The following is a 19,094-nucleotide window of genomic DNA, read 5'->3' on the forward strand; positions in this document are numbered from 1 at the left end:
GGTGACCAGAGTCGCGGCCGGGCGGCCAGTCGGGCGCGGCCGGGCGGAGCATCGCCGCACGTCGGCGGCCTGGTCGTGGACAGATGTGCGTCGTTGACGCCCCGGAGGGGATCCGTCACGATCGGAGGTGTCGGGACGCGCCCGGCACCGGGGCGCGGAGCACGGTGAGGAGCCGCCGATGTCCCAGCCGCGGCGACGGGGCCTGATCCTCGACTTCGGCGGGGTGCTGAGCACGCCGGTGTCCGAGAGCGCCCGCGCCTTCTGCCTGCGCGAGGGCCTGGCCCCCGACGCCTTCGCGGACGTCGTCTCGGCCGATCCGGTGGGCCGGGAGCTGTTCGCGGACCTGGAGCGCGGGGTGCTCCCCCAGGCGGAGTGGAACGCCCGCACGGCCGACCTGCTGGGCGTGGACGCCACGAACCTCCTCGGCCGCGTCCTGGCCGACGTGCGCCCCGAGCCCGTGCTGACCGGTGCCGCGCGGGCGTGGCGCGCCGCCGGGGTGAGGGTGGGCGTGCTGTCCAACAGCCTCGGCTCCACCCCGTTCGACCCGTACGAGGGCCACAAGCTGGGCACGCGGTACGACGTCGTGGTGCTGTCCGGCGACCATCACCTGCGCAAGCCCGACCCCGCGCTCTACGCCGTCATGGTGGAGCGGATGGAGCTGCCGGCCGCGGCGTGCGTGTACGTGGACGACTCCGCCCGCAACCTCACGCCCGCCCAGGACCTGGGCATGGCCGTGGTGCGGCACACGGGCCCCGCCGCCACCGTCGCCCGGCTCGAGGAGCTCCTGGGCGTCCCGCCGGCCCCCGGCCGCTAGCCCTGGTCCGGCCGGTCTCGATCCGGCTGGTCCTGGTCCGGCTGGTCCTGTTCCGGCGCGCGGTCGGCCGCCGCGAGGGCGGCGCGGAGGGTGTCCTCGCGCAGCACGGTCAGAAAGGGGATCAGGAGCAGGGCGCAGGCCAGGGCGCCGAGGGCGAAGACCGTGCGCGGCCCGGAGACCTGCGCCAGGAGGCCGGCCAGGGCGGCGCCCACGGGCATGCCGCCCCAGCCGATCATGCGGCTGGCGCTGGAGACCCGGCCCAGGAGGGCGTCGGGGATCAGGCGCTGCCGGAGGGTGACGACGGTGACGTTCCACAGGCCGCTGCCGACGCCGCCCAGGAGCGTGGCCGCGCCGACGGCCCAGACCTGGGAGGTCAGGGCCGGAGTGGCCAGCATGATCACGCTGGTGATGACGTCGACGGCCAGCAGGTTGCGGACGCCGATGGCGCGCTGGACGCGCCCGGCGGCGAGGGAGCCCAGCACGCCGCCGACGGCGAGGGTGGTCAGCAGCAGGCCGTAGCCGGTGCCGCTGAGGCCCATGGGGCCGGGCGCGACCGCGTAGAGGACGAGGACGGCCGTCCAGGCGCTCCACGCCCCCGCCATCACGCACACCATGCCGGCCACGCCGCGCAGCAGCCGGTGGCGCCAGAGGAAGCGCAGCCCCTCGGCGAGCTCGGACCGCAGCGAGCGCAGGACGGGTTCGTCGCGGGCGGCCCGGGGCGGCGGGTAGGGGCCCCGGAAGAGGAGCAGCAGGGCGCCGGCCGCCACGAGGTAGGCGCCGGCCGTGCCCAGGACGGCGACGGTCGTCCCCGCCGCGACGAGCAGGCCGCCCAGCGGCGGCCCGACGAACTCGTTCAGCGACGAGCGGGTGCTCTCCAGCCGGGAGTTGGCGGTGTCGAGCCGGTCCCGTCCCACGACCATGGGCAGGACGGAGGAGGTGCACAGGTCGGCCGCGATCTCGGCCGTCCCCAGCAGGAAGGCCGTGGCGTACAGGGCCGGCAGCGGTGCCGCGTCGCCGGCGACGGCGAGGGCCAGCAGCACCAGGGCCGCCACCCGCAGCACGTGGGCGGCGAGGATCAGCCGGCCCCGCTCGACGCGGTCGATGAGGACGCCGATGAGGAGGGTGCACAGCACGTACGGCAGGGTCTGCGCCCACTTCACCCCGGCCACCAGCCCGGGCGACGACGTCAGGGTGAGGGCGATCAGCGGAAACGTGATCACGACCAGGCCGTCCGCCAGATTGCTCACCGCGTAGGCGGCCCACAGTCCGGCGAAGTCACGTGCGCCGGCCTCTCGCGCCGGTGCGGTCACCGCGGCTCCTGTCGTCGGGGGTCGTCGGGGGTTGCTCATGGGGTCTTCGGGGTCAAGGGTGCCGGGATGCGGGGGCGGCAGGGAACGACCGCCTCCGGCCTGTCGGAGGCGGTCGTCCAGGGGTGCGCCGAGGCCCGGATCAGCAGAGCAGCGCGCAGGTGGCGCGCGTGAACGTGTCCTTGCCGTGGTTGCGTACGGTGTGCGCGAAGGCCGCCCGCGGGTTGGCCGGTGCGGGGACGGTCGCCTGTTCGGTCATGCCGAGCGGGGCGAGGAGGGCACGGGTCTGCTCACCGACGCAGTGGATTCCCTTGTTCTTCAGGATGGTGTCGGCCAGCCGGCCGCCGAGCCCGTCCAGCGAGCCGCCCGACCAGGTCGAGACCTTGTAGTCGCCTCCCTCGGCCTGCTCGAAGAAGCGCACGTCCGCGCTTCCCTGACTCTCCGTGAGAAGGACGAAGATCCTCCGGCTCGAGAGCTCCATGTCCACGTGGTCCATCTTGTGGAGGATGGCCTCGGGATCACCGTAGAAGTCGTGCACCTCCGGTGTCCAGGAGTAGGAGACGCAGCCCGCGGCCATCTCCTGTCGTGTCTCGTCTTTCGCGTGGGCCTGGGTGGTCAAGAGGAAAACCCCCAATCGTCGAACGCCGGTCTCCCGGCATGGATGGGCGAGTTCGCTTGCCCATCCTGGTCGAGGGGCCGTCCGAAGAGAACACCCGAGCCTTGTGGACCTTTGCGTTCCGGGAATGGCGGCCATGCGCCGCCTGACCGGTGGCGCCCGGGCGGTGCCATGCTGAGCCCATGCTGGATGTCCCCCACTTACGGGTTCTCCTCGCCGTGGCGCAGCACCGCTCGATCTCCGCCGCCGCGCACGCCCTGTCGTACAGCCAGTCGGCCGTCTCCCGGCGCATCACGGCGCTGGAGCACGAGGTCGGGACGCCGCTGCTGCTGCGCGGCAGCCGCGGGGTCCGGCCGACCCCGGCCGGAGAGGCGCTGATCGAGCACGCCAGGGTGATCATGCGCCAGCTGGCGCTGGCCGAGGAGCGCGTCCGGGCGCTGGCCGGGACGGCCGGGGGCCGGCTGCGGCTGGGCGCGTTCGCCAGCGCCAATGCGGGGATCGTCCCGGAGCTGTTCAGCCGCTTCTCCCGGCGGTATCCCGCCGTCCGGCTGTCGTTGTGCGCGGGCGGCCCGGCCGATCACCTGGCCTCACTGCGGGCGGGCGAGCTGGACCTGGCGCTGGTGACCGAGTGGGATCTGGCCGGCGAGCGGTTCGACGGCCTGTCCCTGCTGCGGCTGATGACCGACGAGCAGCTCGTCGCCCTCCCCGCCGGACACCGCCTGGCCGGGCCGGGGCCGATCGGCCTGTCCGAGCTGCGCGAGGAGACATGGATCGAGGGGGCGCACCCCGACTGCCTGGGCCCGCTGCGCGAGCTGTGCCTGGGGCTGGGCTTCGAGCCGCGTGTGGGGCTGTGCTGCGACGACTGGTACGGCAAGCAGCGCATGGTGGCCGCGGGGATGGGCATCGGGCTCTTTCCGGCGCTCGCCGTGCCGAGCCTCGGGCCCGGCCTCGCGCTGCGGTCGCTGGCCGGGCAGTTCCCGCCGCGCGACGTCTACCTCGTGCTGCCGGACCGGGACAGCCGGGCCCCGGCCACCGGCCCCCTGACCGCCGTGCTGCTGGAGCTGGTGACGGGCCTTCAAGATCGTTAACCGGAAGCGCTCCCGCCTTCACCATATTGAGGGGAAATCCGACTACCCGGCCCGTTTCCCCGGGTCCGGCGCCTAGCGTCGCGGTGACCGCCCGCCCGGCACCGTCCCCGAAAGGCCGCGCACGCGATGCCGAACCCTTTTGAGCTTCCCGACTTCTACATGCCGTACCCGGCCCGGCTGAACCCCCATCTGGAGGGCGCCCGGGAGCATTCCAAGGCGTGGGCCCGCGCGTTCGGCATGGTCGAGGGCTCGGGCATCTGGGACGAGAACGACGTCGACTCGCACGACTACGCCCTGCTGTGCTCCTACACCCACCCCGACGCCTCGGGGCCCCAGCTGGACCTGGTCACCGACTGGTACGTGTGGGTGTTCTTCTTCGACGACCACTTCCTGCACCTGTTCAAGCGCACCGGCGACATGGCCGGCGCGAAGGCCTACCTCGACCGGCTGCCCGCCTTCATGCCGCTCGACGGCGACCCCGCTCCCCCCGAGCCCGTCAACCAGGTCGAGGCGGGCCTGGCGGACCTGTGGGCCCGTACGGTCCCGTCGATGTCGCAGGCCTGGCGGCGGCGCTTCCGCGAGAGCACCTGGCACCTGCTCGAGGAATCCCTGTGGGAGCTGTCGAACATCAACGAGGGCCGGGTCGCCAACCCCGTCGAGTACATCGAGATGCGCCGCAAGGTGGGCGGGGCCCCGTGGTCCGCCCATCTCGTCGAGTACGCAGCCGGCGCCGAGGTGCCCGACGTCATCGCGGCGAGCCGCCCGATGCGGGTGCTCAAGGACACCTTCGCCGACGGGGTGCACCTGCGCAACGACCTCTTCTCGTACCAGCGCGAGACCGAGACCGAGGGCGAGCTGGCCAACGCCGTGCTGGTGCTGGAGCGGTTCCTGGGCTGCGACACCCAGCAGGCCGCCGACTCCGTCAACGACCTGCTCACCTCCCGGCTCCAGCAGTTCGAGCACACCGCCCTCACCGAGGTGGGGCCGCTGCTCCTCGAGCACGGCCTGGGCCCCTCGGAGTGCGCCGACGTCTTCGCCTACGTCAAGGGCCTGCAGGACTGGCAGTCGGGCGGCCACGAGTGGCACATGCGCTCCAGCCGCTATATGAACGGCTCCACCGGAGGCGCCCCGGCGGTCACGGGCCGGGCGCTGGGCGGCCCCCTCGGGCTCGGCACCTCGGCGGCCCGGGTGCCGCTCTCGATCGCGGCGAGCCTGCCCGCGCGGGCGCGCCGCCACGGTCACCGGCCCTTCCAGAAGGTCGGCCACCTGCCGCTGCCCGACTTCGACATGCCGTTCCCGACCACGCTCAGCCCCCACCTGGACGGCTCCCGCCGGCACAACATCGCCTGGAGCCACCGGATGGGCCTGCTGACCCCCTCCCCCGACGTCCCCTTCTCCGGCCTGTGGGACGAGGGCAAGCTGCGGGACTACGACTTCGCGCTGTGCGCCGCCGGCATCCACCCGGAGGCCACCCCCGAGGCGCTCGACATCGCCACGGACTGGCTCACCTGGGGCACCTACGGGGACGACCTGTACCCCGTCGTCTTCGGCCGCACCGCCGACCTGGCCGCCGCCAAGGCCTGCAACGACCGTCTGATGGCGTTCACGCCGCTCGACGTCGGCGCCACGCCGCACCCGCTCAACCCGCTCGAGCGCGGGCTCGCCGACCTGTGGACCCGTACCGCGACGCCCATGGGCGAGGAGGCCCGGCGGACGTTCCGGGCCGCCATCGAGACCATGGTGGAGAGCTGGCTGTGGGAGCTGGCGAACCAGAAGGCGAACCGCGTCCCGGAGCCCGTCGACTACATCGAGATGCGGCGCAAGACCTTCGGCTCGGACCTCACCATGGCCCTCGCCCGCATCGGCCACGACCGGGCCGTGCCGCCCGAGGTCTACCGCTCCCGTCCCGTGCAGGCCATGGAGAACGCCGCGGCCGACTACGCCTGCCTGACCAACGACGTCTTCTCCTACCAGAAGGAGATCGAGTTCGAGGGCGAGGTGCACAACGCCGTCCTCGTCGTCGAGGACTTCTTCGACTGCGGGCGCACCGAGGCCCTCGGCATCGTCAGCGACCTGATGAACTCCCGCATGCGCGAGTTCCAGCACGTCGTCACCACCCAGCTGCCCCTGGTGTGCGAGGAGTTCGGCCTCGACGAGGAGGGGCGGGCCACGCTCGAGGGGTACGCGCAGGAGCTGAAGAACTGGATGTCCGTGATCCTCACCTGGCACCGGGAGTGCCACCGCTACGCCGAGGCGGACCTGCTGCGGCACCACGCGCCGCGGACGGCGCCCTCGTGGGGCGTTCCCAGCGGCCTGGGCACCTCCGCCACCCGGATCGCCGGCCCTTCGGGCGCTCCGTACGGCCCGGGGCGCGGTCAGTCCGTGGGCACGCCGCCGGGGACGTCCAGGGTGCGGGTCAGCCTGCCGACGTCGGCGCACGCCCTGCCGTAGCCGGTGCCCTCGGGGTGCAGGGTGAGCACGACGACGACGCTGCGGTCGGCGGCGCCGACGGTGCCGGTGGTGTGCACGGCGCCGCGGACGAGGTCCACGCCGCCGGCCGTCACCGGCCGCCGCTTCGGGGTGGCCGGCGAGCGGCCCTGGGCGTCGAAGCCGGACCAGCCCTGTTTGACCGCCCATGGGCGGCTGTAGACCGCCGGGATGCCGAAGGACTGGTCGAAGCCGTCCGTCCCCCGGGGTGTGGCGTTGCGCAGGGCGTCCATGACGCGGTCGCGGGCCGGCGCGGGCGCGTCCTCGAGGAGGTGCCGGTAGACGGTGACCGTGTCGGCGGCCGAGAGGCCGGTGTAGCCCCAGAAGCCGGGGTGTTCCTCGGGCGGCGGCACGGTGTCGGCCAGTCCGAGCCGCGTCACCATGCGCTCGACGATCGCGCCGTCCCCGTTGCGCGTCCAGAAGTGGCTCGCGGCGGCGTCGTCGCTGCTGCGCAGCATGATGTCGAGGCGCTCGCCGTCGCCGGTGGTGAGGGGGTTCCGGGGCCCCCGGGACCACAGGTGGTCGAGGGCGATGAGCAGCTTGACCACGGACGCCGACCGGAAGAGCGCGTGGGCGTCGGCCCGCGCGGTGAACGCGCCGGTCCGGCGGTCGAACACCGCGATGCCGGCGCGCACGCCGGGCGGCACCTCGAGGTGTGCACGGGCCTTGGACAACGTTCCCCTCCCACGGTCGACGCGGTGTGTCTGCGTGATGATGGGGCGCCGTCGCCGGGCCGGTCACCGGTGTTCGGCCCACGTCGAAACCGTTCGGTACCGCCCATGTGTCCGTTGTGCTCCGGGCGGGAGAGGGCACGTGGCATGATGCGCTGACATACCGGCGGCGTCCGGTGTGCGGATGGAGCGGTTCAGCGGAAGGGGAGCCCGATGAGCAGTCCCAACAAGGGGATCGGCACCGTGGAGGTGGCCCTCCGGTGGGATCCGAGCACGGGCGGGGAGCCCGCCCACGACCTCGACATCATCGCCGCCACGTACCACGCGGACGACCCGTACGGCGAGCCCGCCTACCTCGTGCACTTCGACAGCCGCTCGCCCGACGGCACCATCACCCTCAACCGCGACAGCCGCACGGGGCAGGGCTTCGGCGACGACGAGGTGATGACCCTGGAGCTCGAGCGCCTGTCGTCCGGCTACGTCCGGGTCGTCGTCGGCGTGGCCATCCAGCAGCGCTGGGGGCGCAGGACCTTCGCCGAGGTGGCGAACACCGCGGTGCGGATAAGCGAGGGGCGCACCGCGCTGCGGGTGGACGACTTCGGCTCGGTGGCGGACGCCACGGCGGCGACCGTCGCGGAGTTCGCCCGGGACTCCTCGGGCGCCTGGGGGTTCCGGGGCACCGTCAACGGCTTCGACGCCGATCCGGCGACGTTCGCCAGGACCATGGGCGCCGACCTGGGGTGATCGGGGCACCGCGCGCCGTGGCGGCGGCCGCCCGGCGCCACGGCGCGCCCGGGGCCACACTGGGGTGAAGCGGGCGGCGGAGGCCGCCGGCACCGGTGATGGCACGGAGGTGGTCCTCGTGGGCGACTCGGTTCGCGGCGGTGCGCGCGGCACCGACTCCGCCTACGACGCGAGCCCGTTCGTGCCCTCGGGGGCCGGGCTCGACGCGCTGCGGAAGGCCGCGGCGGACTGCAAGGGTTGTCCGCTGTTCCGCGAGGCGACGCAGACGGTGTTCGGCGCGGGAGAGCCGTCGGCGCGCGTGGTGCTCGTGGGCGAGCAGCCGGGCGACCAGGAGGACCGGCGGGGCCGGCCGTTCGTGGGCCCCGCGGGGGGTGTGCTGATGCGCGCGCTCGACGAGTCCGGCATCGATCCGGCCGACGCGTACATCACCAACGCCGTCAAGCACTTCAAGTTCGAGCAGGCCGTGCGCGGCAAACGCCGCATCCACAAGGCGCCGGGCCTGCGCGAGATCGGCGCGTGCCGGCCCTGGCTGGCCGCGGAGCTGCGGCTGCTGGACCCCGAGGTGGTGGTCGCGCTGGGCGCCACGGCCGGCAAGTCGCTGATGGGATCGTCGTTCCGGGTGAGCCACGAGCGGGGCGTGGCGCTGCCGCTGCCCTCGCTGAACGGCGGCGGTGACGAAGACGGCGAGGGGAACGGCGGGGGCGGGGGGCTGCTGGTGGCGACCATCCATCCCTCGGCCGTGCTGCGCTCGGACGCCGCGGCGCGGGAGGAGGCGTACGCGGGCCTGGTGTCCGATCTGCGGGTCGCCGCGCGGCTGCTGGACTGACCCGGCCGCCCCCGTCGGACAACGGGGGCGGGGCCCGGTGGGTCAGAGTTCGCGCAGCGCGGGCAGGAGCTCCTTCTCCGCCCAGCGCAGATAGCCGGCCTGGTGGTCGCCGCCGATCTGGACGAGGGCGATCTCGGTGAACCCGGCGTCGGCGTACTCGCGTACGGCGTCGACGAAGTCCTCCGTCTTCGCGCCGCAGGGGATGGACTCGGCCACCTGCTCCTTGGTGACGTACCGGGTCGCGGCTTCGAAGGAGACGTCGGTGGGCAGCTCGGCGTTGACCGGCCAGCCCAGTCCCGACCAGCGGAACTGGTCGTGGGCACGGTCGAGCGCGGCGTCGCGGTCGGGGTCGTAGCAGACGGGCAGCTGCCCGACGCGGGGCTTGCCCGCTCCGCCGTGCCGGTCGAAGGACTCCAGCAGCTCCTTCTTGGGCTCGACGGCGATGACGAGGTCGGCCAGCCGGCCGGCGAGCCGGCAGGAGTCCTCGCCCGAGACGGCGATGCCGATGGGCGGGGGTTCGTCGGGCAGGTCCCAGAGTCTGGCGTGCTCGACGTCGTAGTGCGGGCCGCGGTGGTTGAGCGTACGGCCGTCGAAGAGGGCCTGGATGATGCCGACGGCCTCAGCGAGCATCTCGTGGCGGACGCTGACGGCGGGCCAGCCGCCGCCGACGACGTGTTCGTTGAGGTTCTCGCCCGATCCCAGCCCGAGCCGGAACCGTCCGCCCGACAGCAGCTGGAGCGTGGCCGCCTGCTGGGCGACGAGGACCGGGTGGTAGCGGACGGTCGGGCAGGTCACATAGGTCATGAGCGGGATCCGCGACGTGGCCTGGGCGGCGGCGCCCAGGACGGCCCACGCGTTCGGCGCGTGGCCCTGGGAGGCCAGCCAGGGGAAGTAGTGGTCCGAGGTGACGGAGAAGTCGAAGCCCGCCTCCTCCGCTCCCACCACATGGCCGACGAGTTCCCGGGGGCCCGCCTGCTCGGTCATCATCGTGTAGCCGATTCGCACCATACGATGCGGTTTCCCCGGCCGTCGGAAGGAAACCCGGCTCAGGGGGCGATACCACCCGCTTCGACGAGCGCGAACGCCTCGACCTCCAGCAATAGTTCGGGGCGGAAGAGCGCCACCACCTGGACGGCCGAGCTGGCGGGCAGCCGCTCGGCGTCGAGGAACTCGTCCCGCACCACGCGGATGGCGGGCAGCTGGGCGATGTCGGTGACGTAGTACGTAGTAGGTGAGCTTGATGACGTCGGCGAAGGAGGCGCCGGCCGCGGCGAGGCAGCGCCCGAGGTTCGTGAAGACCTGCCGGGCCTGCGCCGTCGTGTCCCCCGCGCCGACGACCTCGCCGTGCTCGTCGAGGGCCACCTGGCCGGAGACCGCCACCATGCGGCCGGACCCCGTCACCACGTGGCTGTATCCGGTGGCGGGGGCGACGCCCTCGGGGGCGGGTATCTGGGGTGCCGGTAAGAACGCTGTCACCAGCCGCAAACGGCGGTGGTCAGTCCTCTGACCTGGAGGGCCGGGGCAGTTCCGCCGTGTTGGTCGCCTCAGCGAGCGCGAGGCGACCACCCTTGAGTTCGGGCACGTAGTTGTAGATGGTGTTGCGGGAGACGCCGAGGAGCTTGGCGATCGAGGTGACGGTGTTCCCCGGGCGGGCGAGTAGGTCGCGGGCGTGACGTACCTGCTCCTCGGTCATCGCCGGCGGGCGGCCGAGCCGGGCGCCGCGGGCGCGGGCGGCGTCCAGGCCCTCGTTGGTGCCCTGCACGATGAGTTCGCGGATGAACTCCGCCAGGGCCGCGAACACGTGGAAGACCAGGCGCCCGCCGGGTGTGGTCGTGTCGAGCGCCTCGTGCAGCGAGGTGAACCCGATGCCGCGCTTGCGCAGGCCGGACACGATCGCGATGAGGTCCTGGATGGAGCGGCCGAGCCGGTCCATCGACGGGACGACGAGCGTGTCGCCCTCGCGCAGGAAGTCGAGGGCCTTCCACAGCTCCTCGCGTTCGGCGTTCTTGCCGGACTTCTTGTCGGCGAAGATCCGGATGCATCCCGCTTCGGTGAGAGCGTGGATCTGCCGGTCGAGCAGCTGCCCCTTGGTGGACACGCGTGCGTATCCCACGAGGCCGCCGGTCCGGACGGCCGGAGCGGGGGCGAGGAGATCGGCGGCGTCGTCATCCTGGGGTGGCTGCACCTGCCAGATCGTACAGAAAAGGGTGCCCCTCAAGTTCTTGCGCACATCGACTTTCTGACACCGTTTTATGGGCATGATCCGGCGTCGATCCGGTCACGCGCCGCCACTTACCGATCTTGCTCATCAATCGGTCGATTGATGAGCAAGACGCGCAAGACCGCCACGGCTTCCGCCCTTCAGGGCAATGCCCGCGATGCCCGCCGGCCGCTCACCCCTGCTCGGACTCATGTGATTACGAACCGAACATCGAGCACCTCTGTCGAAGCCCTGCGGCGAGAGCCTGCACCGTCTTCGAGTCGAACTGGCCGGACGCGCCGAGCCGGGACGTGGAAGAGGGGGCCTGAGTTCATGGAAATAAGGGCGTCGCGTACGGGCGCGTTGACATCGCCCTTCGCGGTGCCAGACCAGGGCAGTGGTGCGTGATCTCAAATCGCCGAGACGGCTTGGCACGCCTACCCTTAGAGGCGGCGCCCATAAAGGATTCAGTGATACCTCTGGCGCTGATTAGCGCGGACCATCGCCCGGCCTCCCCTGAGGCCGCTCCCGGAACTGACGTGTTCCCTGGACCTGCGTTTGCCAACGAAGTCTCAACGGAAGAGAAGTTCCCATGGACATCGTCATCGTCACCATGCAAGCCGCCGAGAAGGTCACAGCCGGCCAGGCGGTCCGCATCACCCAGTCACCGACCACCCCCGGATCACCGACCACCGCCGTCAGCCCTGCAGTCGCCCCTGCTGTCCCGCTGAGCAACAACCCACCCAGCGACGAGACGTTGCAGACGCTGCACACCCTTCCGTTCTTTGGGATTGCTCTGCAGACGGCGGCCGCCAAGGCGAAGGTCGATGTTCAAATAGGCGGCGTTGTTGCAGGCGGCCTAGGCCCCGGAAAGCCTGGCGCGGTTGGCGTCAACAGTTCGGGAAAACTCGTGCGGGCTAACGCCGTGCGCGTGCGCAAAAACGATCCGACAAAAGCAAAAGTCTGCATCAGCGCTCCGAACTGGATCGGTGACTGTGACGCCTCGGGCATGGTGACAATCCGGCCCCGCCGCGACACGCGGCTGAACGTGCTCGACTTCGGAGCGGCAGGGGATGGAAAGACCGACGACACGGACGCGCTCCAAGATGCCCTGGACTGCGCAATGCGACTCGGAACGATGCCGGATTATGACCCGTTGTCCGACGGCAAAGTCGTCTACCTTCCTCCGGGCGACTACCTGATTACGAAGCCTCTTGTCGTCTCGAACGGTTGCATTCTGGAGGGAGCCGGCCTTGGCTTCAGAGGAACTTCCCGAATAATCGCAGATGTCGCAAGCGGAGATTTCAACCTCTCCACCAGGACCAATCCCCTTGAACCCCCTCCTCCAATCACTCCAGGTATCGGAGGCAGTATCGGTAAAGTCGGAGTAGGCGCCGGAGAGACCGTTTATTGCGCAATTGCCCTGACGGGCTATTATACCGACCTGCCCGATCGCGGTCGTGCTGACTATGCTGTGCTTCGCCAGTTCACCCTCGAGTCGAAACCCTCACAAAGGAGGGGCACCCCCACGCCCCCGCTCTATCAGGTTCCGCAGATGGATGGCGTACGAGTTATGGCGCACGGCCCGTGGATCGAGCAGGTGCGGGTCGCTGGCTTCAGGCGTAACGGAATAACGATATACGCAAGCTATCCGCCTGGCTTTAAGCCGCTAGTTAATGCCAACCTCACACAGATACGCGATTGCCTTATCTTTGGCAATGGTCAGCATGGGCTCGACATCGGCAGCGAGGGTAAGGATAATGCAAATACCATGCTGTTCATGAACGTCTCTGCCACAGATAACGGGCGTGATGGAATTCATGATGCTTCGTACCTCGGCTGCACCTTTGTTTCGTGTCACACCGAAGCAAACCAGCACCGAAACATCAACTCCGAAAGCGATGGCGCGTTCTCTGTATATGTCGGTTGCTATGCCGAAGGGGATGCACCAGCGGTATTCAAGGGAGGGCATATCGCTGTAGTCGGAGGGGACATGGACATCACCCCGGACTCAACGTACTGGGGCTATGGCGCCGTCAGAGGAGGATCTGGACCCTCTGCTCTGAAAGTGCTAAATAACTCTTCCAAAGTGCAATATTATCGGGCCGTCACCGGTGGGATCGATATAGATAGGGGCGAGCAGGTAACGCCGCCCCCACCCGCACCAGACCAACCAACCCCAAAGGCGCTGGGATACCTATTTGAAGCAAAAGTCGGCGGGCATACTCTCGGAGCTAGTTCGGCAAACCCGACCGGTATGCCTCATGAATGGTTCACGGAGGTCCCAACGTTCGGGGGCCTGACACAGGATGGCACAAAAGATGGCGGTGTGACATGGGAATGCTTGGGCCCATGCCCGCCTTCGGTCGTAACGTCCAACACCCTCGGAAATAATGTGGATGCCACGATCATTCAGGATATTCAGTCCATGATGGTGGACGGCAAGTTGCAACCCGTCGACGGGGATTCACTCTTCCGTACCCAAGTCCAGGTATCTCGGGATTCTAATGACCCTCGTATCGGCAGGATTGAAACGTCCCTTCTGAGTAAGGGCCAGACTTTCCCTACGTACTATCAAACCGCGTACGCAAACGGTCCGCGCCCCGGCGCGCTGATGCTTCCGGAAGCCTGGATTGGAAGACCTGATAATAACGGTGAGCGGCGAATCTGTGTTGTTTATAGCGGAAATCCCTTCGATACCCTTGCGGGTAGCTCAAACTTCTACCGCCCGGGTGATCTGATCCTCAATGGCCTTAGAGATGCGGAGCGCGAGGGCCCGATCGGGTGGGCGGTGAAGGCTGCGTGTGGAAGGGGGAAAGCGGCTTCTATCTGGGCTCCCAGCACGCACTACTATATAGGGCAAACCGTCAAGCCGCTGCCCCCGACGCCCGCCAATGGCTTCTTGTATCGACTGAAAGCGTACAAGGTCGGTGGCCCATTGGACCCGCACCTCAACATCTCCGGTCAAAGTCAGCCGCAGCCCTGGAGCCAAACTGTTGGTGATACGACTGAGGATAATTGCCTAGAGTGGGAGACGCTCAATGACTTGGAAGCTCCCGGAAACAAAAAGTTCCTTGAGGCGATTCCACAGTGCGTGCCAGATCAGCCGGACTCGCACGCGTTGGATATTGACCATCTGAAGGCTGATTTCAACGCACTTCTTGCCAAGCTGAGAGCGGCGCACCTGTTGGGAGAGTAAGCGGAGGCGGACGGAGCTGACACCGGGGATGCCGCATATCATCGACTCCGCCATTGAGTGAGCTGAGCGTGGTGGACGTTGATGGCACAGCGGGCCGGTGGCACTTCGAAGGCGGAGCGTGTTCCAGCATGACTTGTCGCCAACTATGTGAGCACACGCGCGTCGTGACGGTATGACACCGTGCAGGGACGCATAACTTTCCACGGCTGAGCAGGCCGGCAGGGTCAGTGCCGCCTCTCAGGGCTTCGCTACGCGTATGGCGGGCGGTTGTGGGCAGGCCGCACCAATACACGAGAAGGCTCTCCGCATCAGGCGGCGGACGGGGTGGCGGTCGAGCGTTTGGTCGGCCGAGGCGTTTGGGGGGAAGCTGGCTGCAACGCACGAGGCTCCCGCGCCGTTCGAGGAGCCCATGAGGTGTACCGGCGCCTGATGGGCTCCGTCGACCCCGATCTGGTCGTCACGGCAGAGCCCGCCCTTCGCGATGTCGACGGTGCCCGAGACGTCGGACAGGTCCGCATGCGCATGGATCGGCCACACACTGCGCGCCGAAGCCGACATCGTTGTTGCCCGCAGCTCACCGTGGTCCAGGCCTACGAACTCGCGGTCGCCGCCGAACATGCCTCATCCACGCCGTCCCCCGGCCGACTGCCGCCACTGGCCACACCGTTCAGACCGAGGGCCACGGCAAACCAGACGCCGCGCTCGCCCACCACACCGAGGTATGAACCCCGGCAACCCTCCAGGTTCAGGAATCGGGCACTCACGGATCCCTGGGGCTCAGCACCGGCTGCTCGACGGCCGCAGCGGTACGAGGGCGGGGAACCGTCGAGCCCGCAGTGAGGTTCAGGCGGGTGTCCATGTCGAGGTTTACCTCCCCGTACGGGCGGATGTGGGACCAGAACAGCGGGGTCAGGCCACGTCGGTCGGCGGGTGTGAGAAGTGCGGCCCACTCCGGTTCGCTAGCACGGCGAAGCCCAGTCGCGTCGCACCGCGCTTGCCGGACACAAGCGCCTGCTCGTCCTTCAACAGCGTCCAGTGCTCGACGAGTTCGTCCAGGTCCAACGGAGTACGGGCCACGATCGCCGATCGTCCTCGCAGAGCTTCACCCACCGCAGCCCTACGGCCCCGGACTCACCCACACGGGTGACGTCCCGCAAGATCACCGCCGTTTGCGGCTGGTGACAGCGTTCTTACCGGAACCCCTATGTGGGTGAGTTGCGTCTGCTGGTGCATTGACCCATTCTGACGCGTTGATCGCGGAGCGACATCCTTCATATGATTGCCCAAGGTAACCATATGACCGTTCGCCAGGAGCCGCACATGCACGCCGCCCAGCCTCCCTTCCGCAGCTACGCGGAGCAGATCCTCGACCATCTGAACGACGCTCCCGAGCGGGAGGTGTTACTCCACGGCGAGCGGCGCGTCAGCGCGGGCGAGTTCCGCGCTCTGGTGCACCGTCTGGCGCGCGCCCTGAAGGAGCGGGGCCTCGGGCGCGGCACGACGGTGAGCCTGCTGGGCGGCAACCTGCCCGAGGTCATCGCCGTCCGCTACGCCGCCCACCTCCTCGGCTGCCGCGTGAACCACCTCTACAACAAGCTTTCGGCCGAGGCCCAGGTCGCCATCGTGCGGGACGTCGAGACGCGCGCCCTGATCGTCGACCCCCGCTACGCCGACCGCGCCGCCGAGGTGACGGCGCAGGCGCCGGTCGCGAGCGTCCTCACGCTCGGCCCCGCCCCCGCGGGCGAGGACCTGCTGGCGGCGGCCGCCGGGCTGTCGGACGAGCCCGTGCCCGGCGAGGCACGGCCGGACGACGTGTGCACCATCCGCCACACCGGCGGGACGACCGGGCACCCCAAGGGCATCTGCACCACGTTCGACCAGGTGAGCGACATCCGGGCGCTGCAGGGCGAGCATGTGCGCCGGCAGCTGGTATGCACCACGGTCGCCCACGTCGGGGGCATGTTCACCGACCTCACCCTGGGGGCGGGCGGCAGCGTGGTGCTGCAGGAGGACTTCGACCCCGCCGCCGTGCTCGCCGCCGTCGAGCGGGAGCGCGTCACCGACCTGTTCCTGCTGCCTCCGCTGCTCTACCGCCTCATGGACCACCCGGACGCGGCGACCACCGACACCTCCAGCCTGCGCTCGCTGGTGTACGGGGGCTGCCAGGCCTCCCCCGCCCGGCTGGCCGACGCGGTACGCCGCTTCGGGCCCGTGCTCCTGCAGTTCTACGGGCAGAGCGAGGTGGGCGGCATCAGCATGCTGATGCCCGATCAGCACGACCCGGAGCGGCGGCCGGAGCTGCTGAGGACCGCGGGGCAGGTGCTGCCCCACGTCGAGGTGGAGATCCGCGACGAGTCCGGGCGGGCGCTGCCGCGCGGGGAGCACGGCGAGATCTGCGTGCGCTCGCCGCACATCATGCAGGGGTACTGGAAGCAGCCGGAGCTGACCGCCGAGGTGCTGCGCGACGGCTGGCTGCACACCGGTGACGTGGGCCTGCTGAACGACGAGGGCTTCCTGACGGTCGTCGACCGGCTCAAGGACATGATCATCGTGGTGGGCGGCCACGTCTACACCTCCGAGCTCGAGGACCTCCTCAACTCCCACCCCCGCGTCCTGCAGAGCGCCGTCTTCGGCGTCCGGGACGCCGACCGCATGGAGCAAGTGCACGCGGTGGTCGTGGCCGGCCCGGACGGCGGCGTCGGCGAGGCGGAGCTGCGGGAGCTGGTGCGCAGGGAGCGCGGGGCGATGTACGAGCCGGCGTCCATCACCTTGGCCGACGCGCTGCCGCTCACCGAGGCCGGCAAGCCGGACAAGGCCGAGCTGCGCCGGGCCGCGGCGAAACGTTACGCCTTGGCCTCCGCGTAACACTTCACGACGGCCGTCGTGAAGGGGAACCGCACGGGCGTGTCGCCGAAGGCGATGCGCCCGGCGCGGTCCCCCGCCGTGCGGATCGCCTCGGCCACCACCGGCGCCTCTTCGCGGGGGCAGTGAACGATCACCTCGTCATGTTGGAAGAAGACCAGCTCGGCGCGCAGGCCGGCGATCGACTGCCGCACCGCGGCGAGCACGATCAGCGCCCAGTCGGCCGCGCTGCCCTGGACCACGAAGTTGCGGGTGAAGCGGCCGCGGGCCCGGGCGCCGGCCGTGCTGCCGTGGGCGGGCACGTCCTGGGCGTCCTCCTGCGGGATGCCGGCCTCGTCGTGGACGGCGGTGGACGAGGGCGGGCAGGTGCGGCCCAGCCAGGTCCGCACGAGGCGGCCCTCCTCGCCCGCGCGCGCCGCGTCGTCGACGTAGGCCACCGCCCGGGGGAAGCGGCGGCGCAGGTCCGCCATGTGCTTGAGGCCGTCGCCCGAGGTCTGGCCGTAGATCGCCCCCAGCATGGCGAGCTTGGCCCGCTCGCGGTCGCCGGCGAAGGCGCGCTCGGCGAGGTCCGCGTACAGGTCGCGGCCGCTGCCCGCGACGTCCATCAGCCCGGGGTCGCGCGAGACGGCGGCCAGGACGCGGGGCTCCATCTGGTCGGCGTCGGCGACGACCAGCGTCCAGCCGGGATCGGCGACGACCGCCCGCCGGATCACCCGGGGGATCTGCAGCGCGCCGCCGCCGTTGGTGGTCCACCGCCCCGAGACCGTGCCGCCGGGCAGATACTCGGGCCGGAAGCGTCCGTCGCGCACCCAGGCCTGCAGCCAGGACCAGCCGTGGGCGGTGTGGAGGCGGTAGAGCTTCTTGTGCTCCAGCAGCGGCGGGACGGCCGGGTGGTCGATCCGGCGCAGCTCCCCGGCGCGGGTGGAGGACAGGGCGATGCCCTCACGGGCGAAGGCCCGTACGACGTCGGCGGGCAGATCGGGGCGTACGCGCACGCCGTCGCCGAAGGCGCGCGAGACCTCGTCGGCGAGCTCGGCCAGCCGCCGTGTCTCCTGGCCGCCGGGGTAGCGCTCGCCCAGCAGTTCGTGGAGCAGGTCGCGGTGCACGTCCGCCCGCCACGGCAGCCCCGCCCGGCCCATCTCGGCCGCGACCAGCATGCCCGCCGACTCGGCGGCGGTCAGCAGCCGCATCCGGCCGGGGTGGGCGGTCCGGCCCGTACGGGCGAGCTGGGATTCGTACACCTCCAGCAGTGCCTGAAGGCCGTCGGTCCCCGGCGGCAGCGGCACCGGGCCCGGCTCGAAGAGCGAGGGCTGGGCGCCGGCCGCCCGCACCGGCGGGTCCTTGGGCACCGGCAGCCCGCGCAGCCGGGCCCAGGCCGCGGCGAGCGAGCGCGGCTGGCCCGACTGGCCCTCCTCGTGCCCGACGATCAGGGCCTCGGCGGCCTCGACGTCGTAGCACCGCTCGACGCGCACGCCGGCCGCGAGCAGCCGGCCGTACGCCGGCGCCGTGGAGGCCCACACCCAGCGCTCGACGCCGGGCCGCGCCCGCACCGCCGCGGCCAGGTCCGGCGCCGTCTCCACGGGCCCGGCGGCCCGCCCGTCACCGTCGACCGGGCAGAGCCGTACGCCCTGGTCGCCCGCATCCGCCACTGCCCATCTCACGTAGGGGAGTGTCGCACCAGGGTCTGACAGTGCGGCGCGAGCGGGCCGGTCAGTCCTCCTGCAGGACGGACAGGATGTTGCCGGAGGGGTCGGTGAACCAGGCGATCAGCGGGCCGCCGCCGCGGAAGATGCCCTTCTCGTCGGCGTCCATGCCGGGGTAGCGCTCGAAGGTCACCCCGCGCCGCCCGAGCTCGTCGACGGCCGCCTCGATGTCGGGCACGGGGAAGTTGAGGATCGTACAGTTCGCGGGCTTGTGGTCGGGCTTGGGATAGATGAGCACCTTGGTGCCGCCGGGGAAGTTCAGCCACATCAGGCCGTCCTGCCCGGACACCGCCACCCCGAGCGTCTCGCCGTAGAAGCTCCTGGCCTGCCCGACGTCCTTCACGGCGAACCCGCTGAACGCGTTGGTGTTCTCGAACATGCCCTACTGCCTTCCGCGCGGCCGGACGCCCGATGCACCCCGTCGCCCGGACAGCCGAACGGCCGGATGACCCTGTGCGGGTCATCCGGCCGGTGCGGGCAAGCGGGGTCGGTTCAGACGGACGCGGGAATGCGGTCCTTCGCCACGTCGTCGGCCACGGCCGGTTCCGGTTCCGGGGCCGGCGTGGGGGCCGGGCGG

The 19,094-nt window shown here is 70.5% G+C and carries 15 protein-coding genes and 2 pseudogenes; 8 read left to right on the top strand and 9 right to left on the bottom strand.

Annotated features, from left to right (window positions below):
• Positions 1–178: 178 nt before the first annotated feature.
• Positions 179–814: an HAD-IA family hydrolase gene (locus J1792_RS00960; RefSeq protein ID WP_086568589.1), complete on the top strand. Its 636-nt coding sequence runs from the start codon at positions 179–181 to the stop codon at positions 812–814.
• Here the strand turns inward: J1792_RS00960 and J1792_RS00965 are convergent.
• A complete protein-coding gene (locus J1792_RS00965) occupies positions 811–2,124 on the bottom strand; it encodes an MFS transporter (RefSeq protein ID WP_179198847.1) in 1,314 nt (437 codons plus the stop codon). The two genes, J1792_RS00960 and J1792_RS00965, sit on opposite strands and share 4 nt — an antisense overlap.
• 139 nt (positions 2,125–2,263) lie before the next feature.
• A complete protein-coding gene (locus J1792_RS00970) occupies positions 2,264–2,740 on the bottom strand; it encodes a hypothetical protein (RefSeq protein ID WP_143587615.1) in 477 nt (158 codons plus the stop codon).
• A 179-nt stretch (positions 2,741–2,919) separates the two neighbouring features.
• On the opposite strand from J1792_RS00970, the gene J1792_RS00975 reads away from it, so the two are divergent.
• Together J1792_RS00975 and J1792_RS00980 are read left to right on the top strand one after the other, a co-directional pair.
• On the top strand, positions 2,920–3,825 hold the full coding sequence (locus J1792_RS00975; protein ID WP_086568583.1) for a LysR family transcriptional regulator: 906 nt from the start codon (positions 2,920–2,922) through the stop codon (positions 3,823–3,825).
• A 126-nt stretch (positions 3,826–3,951) separates the two neighbouring features.
• Positions 3,952–6,276 (top strand): family 2 encapsulin nanocompartment cargo protein terpene cyclase, encoded by a 2,325-nt coding sequence (locus J1792_RS00980; RefSeq protein ID WP_242645413.1) that lies wholly within the window; start codon positions 3,952–3,954, stop codon positions 6,274–6,276.
• Here the strand turns inward: J1792_RS00980 and J1792_RS00985 are convergent.
• Entirely contained in the window at positions 6,201–6,986 is a 786-nt protein-coding gene (locus J1792_RS00985; RefSeq protein WP_086568582.1) for a hypothetical protein, read from the bottom strand. The two genes, J1792_RS00980 and J1792_RS00985, sit on opposite strands and share 76 nt — an antisense overlap.
• A 210-nt stretch (positions 6,987–7,196) precedes the next feature.
• On the opposite strand from J1792_RS00985, the gene J1792_RS00990 reads away from it, so the two are divergent.
• Both J1792_RS00990 and J1792_RS00995 read left to right on the top strand, forming a co-directional pair.
• The gene (locus tag J1792_RS00990; protein ID WP_086568580.1) at positions 7,197–7,727 is read left to right on the top strand and encodes a TerD family protein; all 531 of its coding nucleotides are present in this window, start codon (positions 7,197–7,199) and stop codon (positions 7,725–7,727) included.
• 118 nt (positions 7,728–7,845) lie between these two features.
• On the top strand, positions 7,846–8,553 hold the full coding sequence (locus tag J1792_RS00995) for a UdgX family uracil-DNA binding protein (RefSeq protein WP_086568605.1): 708 nt from the start codon (positions 7,846–7,848) through the stop codon (positions 8,551–8,553).
• 42 nt (positions 8,554–8,595) lie between these two features.
• Here the strand turns inward: J1792_RS00995 and J1792_RS01000 are convergent, their stop codons facing one another.
• The 3 genes and pseudogenes from J1792_RS01000 to J1792_RS01010 all read right to left on the bottom strand — a co-directional run bounded on the left by J1792_RS01000 (position 8,596) and on the right by J1792_RS01010 (position 10,738).
• Positions 8,596–9,561 carry an LLM class F420-dependent oxidoreductase gene (locus J1792_RS01000; RefSeq protein ID WP_086568578.1) on the bottom strand — a complete coding sequence of 322 codons (966 nt, stop codon included), beginning with the start codon at positions 9,559–9,561 and terminating at the stop codon, positions 8,596–8,598.
• A 38-nt stretch (positions 9,562–9,599) separates the two neighbouring features.
• Positions 9,600–9,936, bottom strand: a pseudogene (locus J1792_RS01005) (RidA family protein).
• 112 nt (positions 9,937–10,048) lie between these two features.
• Positions 10,049–10,738, bottom strand: a complete 690-nt coding sequence (locus tag J1792_RS01010) for a recombinase family protein (RefSeq protein ID WP_086568576.1) — start codon at positions 10,736–10,738, stop codon at positions 10,049–10,051.
• A 607-nt stretch (positions 10,739–11,345) separates the two neighbouring features.
• Between J1792_RS01010 and J1792_RS01015 the strand changes: the two genes are divergently transcribed.
• Together J1792_RS01015 and J1792_RS33835 are read left to right on the top strand one after the other, a co-directional pair.
• On the top strand, positions 11,346–13,952 hold the full coding sequence (locus tag J1792_RS01015; RefSeq protein ID WP_207246451.1) for a glycosyl hydrolase family 28-related protein: 2,607 nt from the start codon (positions 11,346–11,348) through the stop codon (positions 13,950–13,952).
• Positions 13,953–14,357: 405 nt separating this feature from the next.
• Positions 14,358–14,677, top strand: a pseudogene (locus J1792_RS33835) (cation transporter dimerization domain-containing protein); the annotation flags it as partial.
• Positions 14,678–14,861: 184 nt separating this feature from the next.
• Here the strand turns inward: J1792_RS33835 and J1792_RS01025 are convergent.
• Complete coding sequence (locus J1792_RS01025) at positions 14,862–15,029, bottom strand: hypothetical protein (RefSeq protein WP_207246455.1); 168 nt, start codon at positions 15,027–15,029, stop codon at positions 14,862–14,864.
• A gap of 243 nt (positions 15,030–15,272) precedes the next feature.
• Between J1792_RS01025 and J1792_RS01030 the strand changes: the two genes are divergently transcribed.
• The gene (locus J1792_RS01030) at positions 15,273–16,817 is read left to right on the top strand and encodes an AMP-binding protein (protein WP_207247057.1); all 1,545 of its coding nucleotides are present in this window, start codon (positions 15,273–15,275) and stop codon (positions 16,815–16,817) included.
• Here J1792_RS01030 and J1792_RS01035 read toward each other — a convergent pair.
• Positions 16,796–18,475, bottom strand: coding sequence for a bifunctional 3'-5' exonuclease/DNA polymerase (locus J1792_RS01035; protein ID WP_207246456.1), 1,680 nt, complete (start codon positions 18,473–18,475; stop codon positions 16,796–16,798). The genes J1792_RS01030 and J1792_RS01035 overlap by 22 nt on opposite strands.
• 49 nt (positions 18,476–18,524) lie before the next feature.
• Positions 18,525–18,896 carry a VOC family protein gene (locus J1792_RS01040; protein WP_086568567.1) on the bottom strand — a complete coding sequence of 124 codons (372 nt, stop codon included), beginning with the start codon at positions 18,894–18,896 and terminating at the stop codon, positions 18,525–18,527.
• Positions 18,897–19,094 lie beyond the last annotated feature (198 nt).

Source organism: Streptomyces triculaminicus, from assembly GCF_017349075.1.
Classification (GTDB): Bacteria; Actinomycetota; Actinomycetes; order Streptomycetales; family Streptomycetaceae; genus Streptomyces; species Streptomyces triculaminicus.

What these genes read in the sequence shown, in the direction of transcription:
- J1792_RS00960 (WP_086568589.1), top strand. Translation starts at nt 179, where the DNA reads ATGTCCCAGCCGCGGCGACGGGGCCTGATCCTCGACTTCGGCGGGGTG.
- J1792_RS00975 (WP_086568583.1), top strand. Translation starts at nt 2,920, where the DNA reads ATGCTGGATGTCCCCCACTTACGGGTTCTCCTCGCCGTGGCGCAGCAC.
- J1792_RS00980 (WP_242645413.1), top strand. Translation starts at nt 3,952, where the DNA reads ATGCCGAACCCTTTTGAGCTTCCCGACTTCTACATGCCGTACCCGGCC.
- J1792_RS00990 (WP_086568580.1), top strand. Translation starts at nt 7,197, where the DNA reads ATGAGCAGTCCCAACAAGGGGATCGGCACCGTGGAGGTGGCCCTCCGG.
- J1792_RS01000 (WP_086568578.1), bottom strand. Translation starts at nt 9,561, where the DNA reads ATGGTGCGAATCGGCTACACGATGATGACCGAGCAGGCGGGCCCCCGG.
- J1792_RS01015 (WP_207246451.1), top strand. Translation starts at nt 11,346, where the DNA reads ATGGACATCGTCATCGTCACCATGCAAGCCGCCGAGAAGGTCACAGCC.
- J1792_RS01030 (WP_207247057.1), top strand. Translation starts at nt 15,273, where the DNA reads ATGCACGCCGCCCAGCCTCCCTTCCGCAGCTACGCGGAGCAGATCCTC.
- J1792_RS01040 (WP_086568567.1), bottom strand. Translation starts at nt 18,896, where the DNA reads ATGTTCGAGAACACCAACGCGTTCAGCGGGTTCGCCGTGAAGGACGTC.